Here is a 623-nt window from a genome sequence, read left to right as displayed (position 1 = left end):
AATGAACAGGAACGGATTTATGCCCAATTGTTAGGGGTATGGAAAAGAGCAGATGCGCAGACAAAGGCGCGTTTTTGTGATTATCTTGAGAAAGAACGTGGGGAGGAGCAGGCATGAAGAGGCATGGTTCTCAACAGCTTGATTTTTTTCAAGAGCCGGTTTTTCCTTGCCGCGAACCGGTTGCGCAGATTGATTTGGAGCGGTTTCGTTCCCGCATAAAGCGCGCCATGGCGCGTGCTTTGAAAGAATGCCGGCATGAGCGCAGTGAGATTGCGGAGCGTATGGCGCATTATTTGGGGATTGGTTGTCTAGTAAGGCAAGTTTGGATGCTTATGTTGCAGAAAGTAAGCAAGTTGATATTTCCCTGCCACGTTTTAAAGCCTTTGTACGGGCGACAGAAGCCTATTGGCTTTGGGATGAGGTTGTGAGTGAAGATGGCTTGTTGTTGTTACAAGGGGATGAAGCGCGTTTAGCAGAGATTGCAAGGCTTCAGCAGGAACAGCGTGAGATTGCGGTGCGCTTGAAAGCCATGCGTGCAACGCCGGTACAAATTAAACGGGGGCAGCCATGAAGGAATGGTTCAGTATTTCTGAATTGGCTGAGGCGGCTTTGCCAGGATTGCC

The 623-nt window shown here is 49.4% G+C and carries 1 pseudogene; it reads left to right on the top strand.

Annotated elements, in window-relative coordinates:
- Window positions 1-113 precede the first annotated feature (113 nt).
- Window positions 114-571: pseudogene (locus BN338_RS10505) on the top strand (hypothetical protein).
- Window positions 572-623 lie beyond the last annotated feature (52 nt).

It is taken from the genome of Bartonella queenslandensis AUST/NH15 (assembly GCF_000312585.1).
Lineage (GTDB): Bacteria > Pseudomonadota > Alphaproteobacteria > Rhizobiales > Rhizobiaceae > Bartonella > Bartonella queenslandensis_A.
This window is presented reverse-complemented; position numbering and strand designations above follow the sequence as displayed.